Origin of the sequence: Gemmiger formicilis (assembly GCF_016901605.1) — a bacterium.
Lineage (GTDB): Bacteria > Bacillota > Clostridia > Oscillospirales > Ruminococcaceae > Gemmiger > Gemmiger formicilis_B.
Map to the genome: position 1 here is coordinate 1 of NZ_JACJKP010000161.1, position 6498 is coordinate 6498.

General features: G+C 55.7%; 6 protein-coding genes and 1 pseudogene. All 7 read right to left on the minus strand.

From position 1 onward, the window contains the following. Positions 1-208, minus strand: a pseudogene (locus H6B10_RS11470) (hypothetical protein); the annotation flags it as partial. 428 nt (positions 209-636) lie between these two features. Next, positions 637-1422, minus strand: a complete 786-nt coding sequence (locus H6B10_RS11475) for an inositol monophosphatase family protein (RefSeq protein ID WP_204651733.1) — start codon at positions 1420-1422, stop codon at positions 637-639. 64 nt (positions 1423-1486) lie between these two features. After that, positions 1487-3007 (minus strand): bifunctional metallophosphatase/5'-nucleotidase, encoded by a 1521-nt coding sequence (locus tag H6B10_RS11480; protein ID WP_204651734.1) that lies wholly within the window; start codon positions 3005-3007, stop codon positions 1487-1489. A 2-nt stretch (positions 3008-3009) separates the two neighbouring features. Then, complete coding sequence (gene phnE / locus H6B10_RS11485) at positions 3010-3819, minus strand: phosphonate ABC transporter, permease protein PhnE (protein ID WP_087182754.1); 810 nt, start codon at positions 3817-3819, stop codon at positions 3010-3012. An 11-nt stretch (positions 3820-3830) separates the two neighbouring features. Next, on the minus strand, positions 3831-4652 hold the full coding sequence (gene phnE / locus H6B10_RS11490) for a phosphonate ABC transporter, permease protein PhnE (RefSeq protein WP_204651735.1): 822 nt from the start codon (positions 4650-4652) through the stop codon (positions 3831-3833). Then, positions 4649-5401 carry a phosphonate ABC transporter ATP-binding protein gene (gene phnC, locus H6B10_RS11495; RefSeq protein ID WP_204651736.1) on the minus strand — a complete coding sequence of 251 codons (753 nt, stop codon included), beginning with the start codon at positions 5399-5401 and terminating at the stop codon, positions 4649-4651. Before phnC ends, phnE (H6B10_RS11490) begins: the two co-directional genes overlap by 4 nt. A 76-nt stretch (positions 5402-5477) precedes the next feature. Continuing rightward, the coding region (locus tag H6B10_RS11500) for a phosphate/phosphite/phosphonate ABC transporter substrate-binding protein (protein ID WP_204651737.1) at positions 5478-6498 on the minus strand (1021 nt) is incomplete at its 5' end.

Sequence of the window (6498 nt, forward strand, 5' to 3'; positions counted from 1 at the left end):
AGATATCAAAAGTTTCCAACACTGCGATAACCAATGTTTTTTCTGTCACGCCAACATAACAATATACATTACTCAAAGCTCCCAGTGCCAACATTTCAGCCGTCCCAGACATCAGGGTTCCCCATGCTTTTCCCTGGTATGTTTCTCCTTCCGGACAGATACTATCTAACATTTCATTCATATCTTTCTCGTTCATAAATAAAGTCATAAAATTCACCTCGTCGTTTTGCCCTCTAGTTAGTAGATCTGGTTCCGGTTTAATTATAACACTTAGCTGGTTTTTCGGTGTGAATTCAAGGTAAAACACTCGTAAATGTTAGGCAGAAAAGCCCCAACGATTGCCAAATAATTACACCATATCATAGAAAGCACGTATTTAATGGAAACAAGTTTTTGAACAGCCGTGTCCCATACTTTGCCGTGGATGAATATATAATAAAAGTGCCTCTCTTTTTTTCCCGGTGGCATTTCTGCCGGTACAAAGGAGAAGCACTTTACTTTATGTTTTCTAATTGTCGGTATGGTAGCTCTGAAGGATCGTTAATGTAAGCCTGTTCCCTGAGGCCACAAAAAAACTATAAGTCAGCAAACAAGGTCAATCCTTGAGCACTGCTAGACTAAATGTCCCCAAATCTTTTATAGCGGACTTTTCTCATTCATCAAGATGCGGCCTTTCAGTTCAATAGCATTGAGAGCGAGCACTGTGCTTTTCTGATTCAGGGGCAGCTCATTTCCATCCACTGTGAAAATCGCACCTCCAGCCTCCTCCAGAATGATCCGCGCCGCGTTGTGATCCCAGGGGGAAGAGCGCATGGTAACGAATAAATCTGCCCGGCCAGCAGCCACCTCACAAAGTTCCAGGGCCACGGAGCCGAGGCACCGGACTCCCCGTACCTTCCGGGCGAGCCAGATCATCCGCTCCTGATAGGGATGGGGTTCCAAAAAGGTGTATTGCAGGCCCGGTGTTGTCAGCAGCAGCTCTGATAGTTCCCGCCGGCGAGAGGTGCGGATCGGCGTCTGATCCTGCCACGCACCGCCGCCGTGCTTTCCCCAGTACAGCGCTTTTCGCTCCACATCCAGCACCAGTCCGAACAGTGGTACGCTTCCCTCCCAACACCCCACGGAGATGGCGTAGTTTTGGTGCTGATTGATAAAATTCGTGGTCCCGTCGATGGGGTCAATATACCAGGTCACCGCCCCGGTGCGATGCGCCTCCGGCGGATACTCTTCCCCCACGATGGCGTCTTGGGGGAAGGCTGTCAGTATTTCATTTCGCAGCAGCTGTTCGATTCTGCGGTCCCAACGGGTGACAAGGTCTTGATGACCCGTTTTCTGGCTGACTTCCGCCTCTTCCAGGCGGCACTGCCGAAGAAGATCTCCGGCGTTTTGAACAACTTTCACTGCGACATTGAATCTGTCCATCCTCCACCTTCTTTCCTTTATTTGATTTATAAAACCATATTCCTTGTGGCTTGTCAAGAAGGTTTCACCAGATCACCCGCATCTCCGCGTTATGCAACTGCGGCACCGGGCTGTGGGTCTGGATATAGCAGGCGGTGAGATCCGGCATTTCTACGCCGCCTCGCCAGAGGACCGGGCACTTCCGTAGGACATCATAGCCGCCGGTGCCGGTAGCCCGGTAGTTGCTGGTGCACAGACGAAAGGTCCCACCTCCCAGGGGTGAGCCGTCCAATTTTGTCAGCCGAACCACCCGGCTCCCCACAGGGCGGCGCAGATCGAAAGTATAAGCCAGACCAGCGTAAAAGTCGTAGTTGTAGTGCTCCACCTTGGGTAGCAGAAACTCTTCCGAAATCTGGGGTTGGCCATCAACCAACGTGAAGTAGGCGGCGCACCGTTCCAGAGTCTGCCGCAGCACCTCTTCCGTCACCTCCAGCACCACCAGAGTGTTGGCAAACAGGTAGGCTGCTGTTACACCCCGCATGGTCACTGGGGAGGCCAGCCCCACCGGGTCGTTTCCCAAGCTGGTGCAGGAGAAATCCGCCCCGGTCTCGGCCAACTGCACCTGGTTGAACAGGGCGGCCACCTGGCTGCCGTAGAGGGCGGCGTCCAGCTTCCCCTCCGGGGAAATCGGATAGGCCAACTCCCCGATGGGCTGGTCCAGCCAGACCTGCACCGCCTGTTCCAGGGGCAGTAAGCTCTGATAAGGCTCCGTGCCGTGCGTTGCACCCACTGGCGTCAGTTTGGAATGAAAACAGAAGTTTCTCCCGTCTTGCTGTCCAGTGATACGAAGAAAGTGCCCGGCGTTGGCGGGGGGCTGAACCGCATAGGTGCCAGACAACTCTACCCCTTCCACCGCCATGTGTTGGTGGCCTGTGAGGAGAAGGTCGAAGTCCAGTTCCCGAGCAATTTTACAGGCAATATTCTCTCCGCTGTCCGAGAGCACCCGCCCCGTTTCCAACTCTTCCTCAAAACCTCCGTGGTAGATACACACCCGAACGTCGCACTGGTCCTGAAGGGCGGAACAGGCCGTCCGGGCAGCTTGAAAGGTATTGGTGACCCGAAGTTGCTCCAAGTTCTGGGGCTGTTCCCATACGTTCACAAAATCGGTGACCACGCCGGTGATTCCTACCCGCAGGCCGTTGGCCAGGGTATGCACTGCCCAGGGGCGGATGGGCAGTTCGCCGCCCAGGTCCTCTACATTGGCGCACAGGCATACACCGTCCATGGCCCGCAGATAATCCCGAAGGGCCTCATAACCGAAGTTGAAGTCGTGATTGCCCAAGGTAAAATAGTCAAGGCCCATCGCGTTGAAGGCCGCAGCTACCGGGTGGACAGGCCACCGGTCCCGGTTCTCCAGGTAATATTGGGTCAAAGGCGTCCCCTGCAAGGAATCTCCGCCGTCCAATACCAGGGTATTTCCGTCCTTTTCCATCTGGTCGGCCAGATTCAGCAGGCCGGATTTTTCCGGGCAGTTGGCGGCGTAGTTTACCGGGAAAATGTGGCCGTGGGTATCTGAGGTGTAATAGATTTGAACCGTTTTTTCCATGCTCACCCCCTGGCCAGCTTGACCCGGATTTTGGTGGAAATCCACTCCACGATCAGCACCAGCACGATGAGGCCCGCCAAGATGGCACCAGCCTCCTCCCAGCGATAAGAGTTCATGGCAAAAATCAGCGGCGCACCAATGCCGCCCGCTCCCACCAGGCCCAGCACGGTGGCGTCTCGCAGGTTGATGTCAAAGCGGTAGATGGCGGTGGAGGCGAAGTTGGGCATCAGCTGGGGCAGGATGCCGTAGCGGATCTTCTGCCAGGTCGTGCAGCCCGCCGCGTCCAGGGACTCCAATACACGAACATCCAAGTCCTCAATGGCTTCGATGTACATTTTGCTCACCATGCCTACCGAACACAGGGACATGGTCAGCAGGCCAGCGAAGGCACCGGGGCCTGTGACGCGAATGAACATGAGGCCATAGACGAAGGCGGGAACGGTGCGGACGGCCATAATGATGATACGTCCCACAAAGGCCACCGGCTTCGGAGTCAGGTTGGAGGCCGAAAGAAAGGCCAACGGAACGGAAATGATTGCCCCCACAATGGTGCCCAGGAACGCGATGCAGATGGTCTCCAACAACAGATAAGGCACACCCTGGGTAGTGAAATTGAACAGCAGGTCCGTGTCCGGGTGGAAGATGCCCGCCAGGATGTTCCAGGCAATCACCGCTCCATTTTGCGTGGTGCCCGCCGTCTCCACGGCAGAGCCGCTCCAGATCAGCAGAGCTACAACCACCACAGCCACGGCCAGCTCAAAGACCCAGCGGCGGGGCCGCTGTTCATAAGCCGCTTCGATTCGTTTGTTCATGGCAGCTCCTCCTATACCAGCCGTTTCCGGGCGGCCCGGCTGATGGTTTCAATGATAAACACGGTGACGAACAACGCCAGCAGGATCATACCTACGCTGGCATACTCACGCCAACCAATCTTCTCGTTCAGGATCAGACCAAGGCCGCCTGCTCCCACATACCCCAGAATAGAGGCGTAGCGCACATTGCCCTCGAAGCAAAATAGGCAGTTAGACAGATAGGAGGGCAGCACCTGGGGGACGATGGCGCTGATGAAGGCGCGTACCTTGGTAGCCCCCATAGCCTCCATGGCTTCAAAAGGTCCCATGTCCACCGTTTCAATCTCCTCATAGAGAATCTTGCCGATGTAAGCGAAGGTAAAGATGGCGATGGCTGTAGTGCCAGCCAGGGTACCCAGGCCGAAAATGTAGGTGGCGATCAGGGCAGAGACCAGGGTAGGCAAGGTGCGGATGATACTCAGGAGCAGGCGCATAGCTGCCACGACCACCCGGCTGTGAATGATGTTGGTGGAAGCCAGCATAGCGAAGGGCACCACCAGGATGGAGCCGATGAAGGAGCCCAGCAGGGACATCTTGATGGTGTCGAACAGGGGCTGCCAAATCTGGGGCATATAGTCCCACTGTGGTGGAATCATGTCTCCCAGAATGACAAAAAACTCCTTAATCCGACTGACCAGGACCCCCATATCAAAACCGGTGACCTCCACCGAAAGAAGCGTCATGGCTACTAAAATCACCGCTGCCAGCGGAGCACGAGATCTGGGTTTGGAAACCTGCTTTCCGTTGGGTAGGGTAAGCAATCTGGGTGGGAAGATCTTATCATATATACTCATGCCGGTTCCTCCTGCTTTCCCTGATAGATGGAGTCCAGCACCGCCTGATCCACCTGATTGGCCGGGCCGTCGTAAACAATCTCCCCGGCTCGGATACCAATCACCCGGGTGGCGTACTGGAGAGCCAACTCCACATGGTGGATGTTGATGAGTACCGTAATGTGCATATCCCGGTTGATTCGTAGGAAATCATCCATCACCTGTTTGGCGGTCACCGGGTCCAGAGAGGCCACCGGCTCATCCGCCAGGATAACCTGAGGATTCTGGGCCAGGGTGCGAGCCAGGGCTACCCGCTGCTGTTGACCACCGGAGAGCTGATCCGCCCGGACAAAGGCTTTGTCCAGAATTCCCATCTGATCCAGGGCTTCCAGCGCCTTCATCTTTTCCTCCTTCGTGAAGATGCCAAAAGTTGCCCGCCACCAGGGCAGATCAGGGACAAAGGCGGTGAGCACATTCTTGATAACAGTGGTGCGGGTAATCAGGTTGAAGGACTGGAAAATCATGCCGATACGGCGACGAAATTTCCGCAAGTTTTTTCCATGCAGGGTCATCACATCGGTGCCGTCCACCGTCAGTTGGCCCTGGGTAATGTCGTGCATCCGATTGATGGTACGGATCAGGGTGGACTTGCCCGCGCCTGACAGGCCGATGATAGCCACAAACTCTCCTTGGTCAATGGTCAGGTTGATGTGCTTCAGGGCCTCGAATCCATTCGGATAACGCTTTTCTACTTCTTTGAATTCTATCATGATACTCTCCCTATCCCAAACGAGGGAGGAAAGCCTCGGCCTCCCTCCCTCATTTGTGGTTCATGTTTGATTGAGTTTAACCCGCGCTGTTCAGAGACTGAATCATCTCCTGCGCAGCCCGCTCAGAGTCGTAATCTTCGGACTTCGCCCACTGATAGCCGTTGTGGCTGTAGATGGCGATGACCTCTTTGCCTTCCTCGGTATTGCCGATGTTGATGAAGGCTTGACCCAAAGCCTGCTTGAAATCATCGTCCATGATGGGCGAGGTCTTGCTGACGCTGATGGTGTCATTGTAAATAGCGGGAGTGACGCCAACCACAGCGGTGTCATCCCAGATGCTGTTGGTCATGCCGTACTCGGTTGTCCACTCATCCTCATAGTCCCGGCGGGCGTCGGCATAGGTGCAGAGGATGTCCACCTGACCGGAGGCCAGACGGGCGAAGGCACTGCCGTAGGAGTCAGACTGCACCGCGTGGGGCAGGTCGGTGATATTCTTGTCGAAGTTCTCCTGGAGCCACAGAGAGGGGTAGATGTATCCGGCAGGAGAGGAGGAATTGGCCACACTCCAGTTGGCACTGCTCACGTCCTCCCAGGTGAGGGCCTCGCCAGCGTTGACCTTGGCGGCCAGCTCCTTGCCCTTCTCAGAGGGACCGGCGATCATCAGGGCACGGTAGCTGGTGACCTGCTCAGTGGTAGGCTCGGTGGGGGCGTTGTCGTTCCAGTCCTTGGCATTATCGGAGTCAATGGACAGGCCGTCACGGGTGGCGGTCAGCAGCACGTCGCAGCCGTCATCGTAGAGCACATAGGTGCCGCCGGGGATCAGGCCAACGTCGGCGGTACCGGCGGCCAGAGCCTCGCCTACCGCCTCATAGCTGGTGCCCACGGTGATGTCCACCTCGCCTACATCGTACCCAAGCGTCGCCAGTTCATCGGTGAGCATCTGCTTCAGGGGTTCAGTAGCGGTAATGATTTCCTCCGGTTCGCGGGACGGGACAAAAGCGATCCGCAAGGTATCAATCTTTTTGTTGCTGGTTTCAGAAGTCGCTGTGGTACTTGTGCTGCTGTCTGTGGAACTTGTGCTGCTGGTGCTGCTCTGG

What these genes read in the sequence shown, in the direction of transcription:
- phnC (WP_204651736.1), bottom strand. Translation starts at nt 5,401, where the DNA reads ATGATAGAATTCAAAGAAGTAGAAAAGCGTTATCCGAATGGATTCGAG.
- H6B10_RS11480 (WP_204651734.1), bottom strand. Translation starts at nt 3,007, where the DNA reads ATGGAAAAAACGGTTCAAATCTATTACACCTCAGATACCCACGGCCAC.
- phnE (WP_087182754.1), bottom strand. Translation starts at nt 3,819, where the DNA reads ATGAACAAACGAATCGAAGCGGCTTATGAACAGCGGCCCCGCCGCTGG.
- H6B10_RS11475 (WP_204651733.1), bottom strand. Translation starts at nt 1,422, where the DNA reads ATGGACAGATTCAATGTCGCAGTGAAAGTTGTTCAAAACGCCGGAGAT.
- phnE (WP_204651735.1), bottom strand. Translation starts at nt 4,652, where the DNA reads ATGAGTATATATGATAAGATCTTCCCACCCAGATTGCTTACCCTACCC.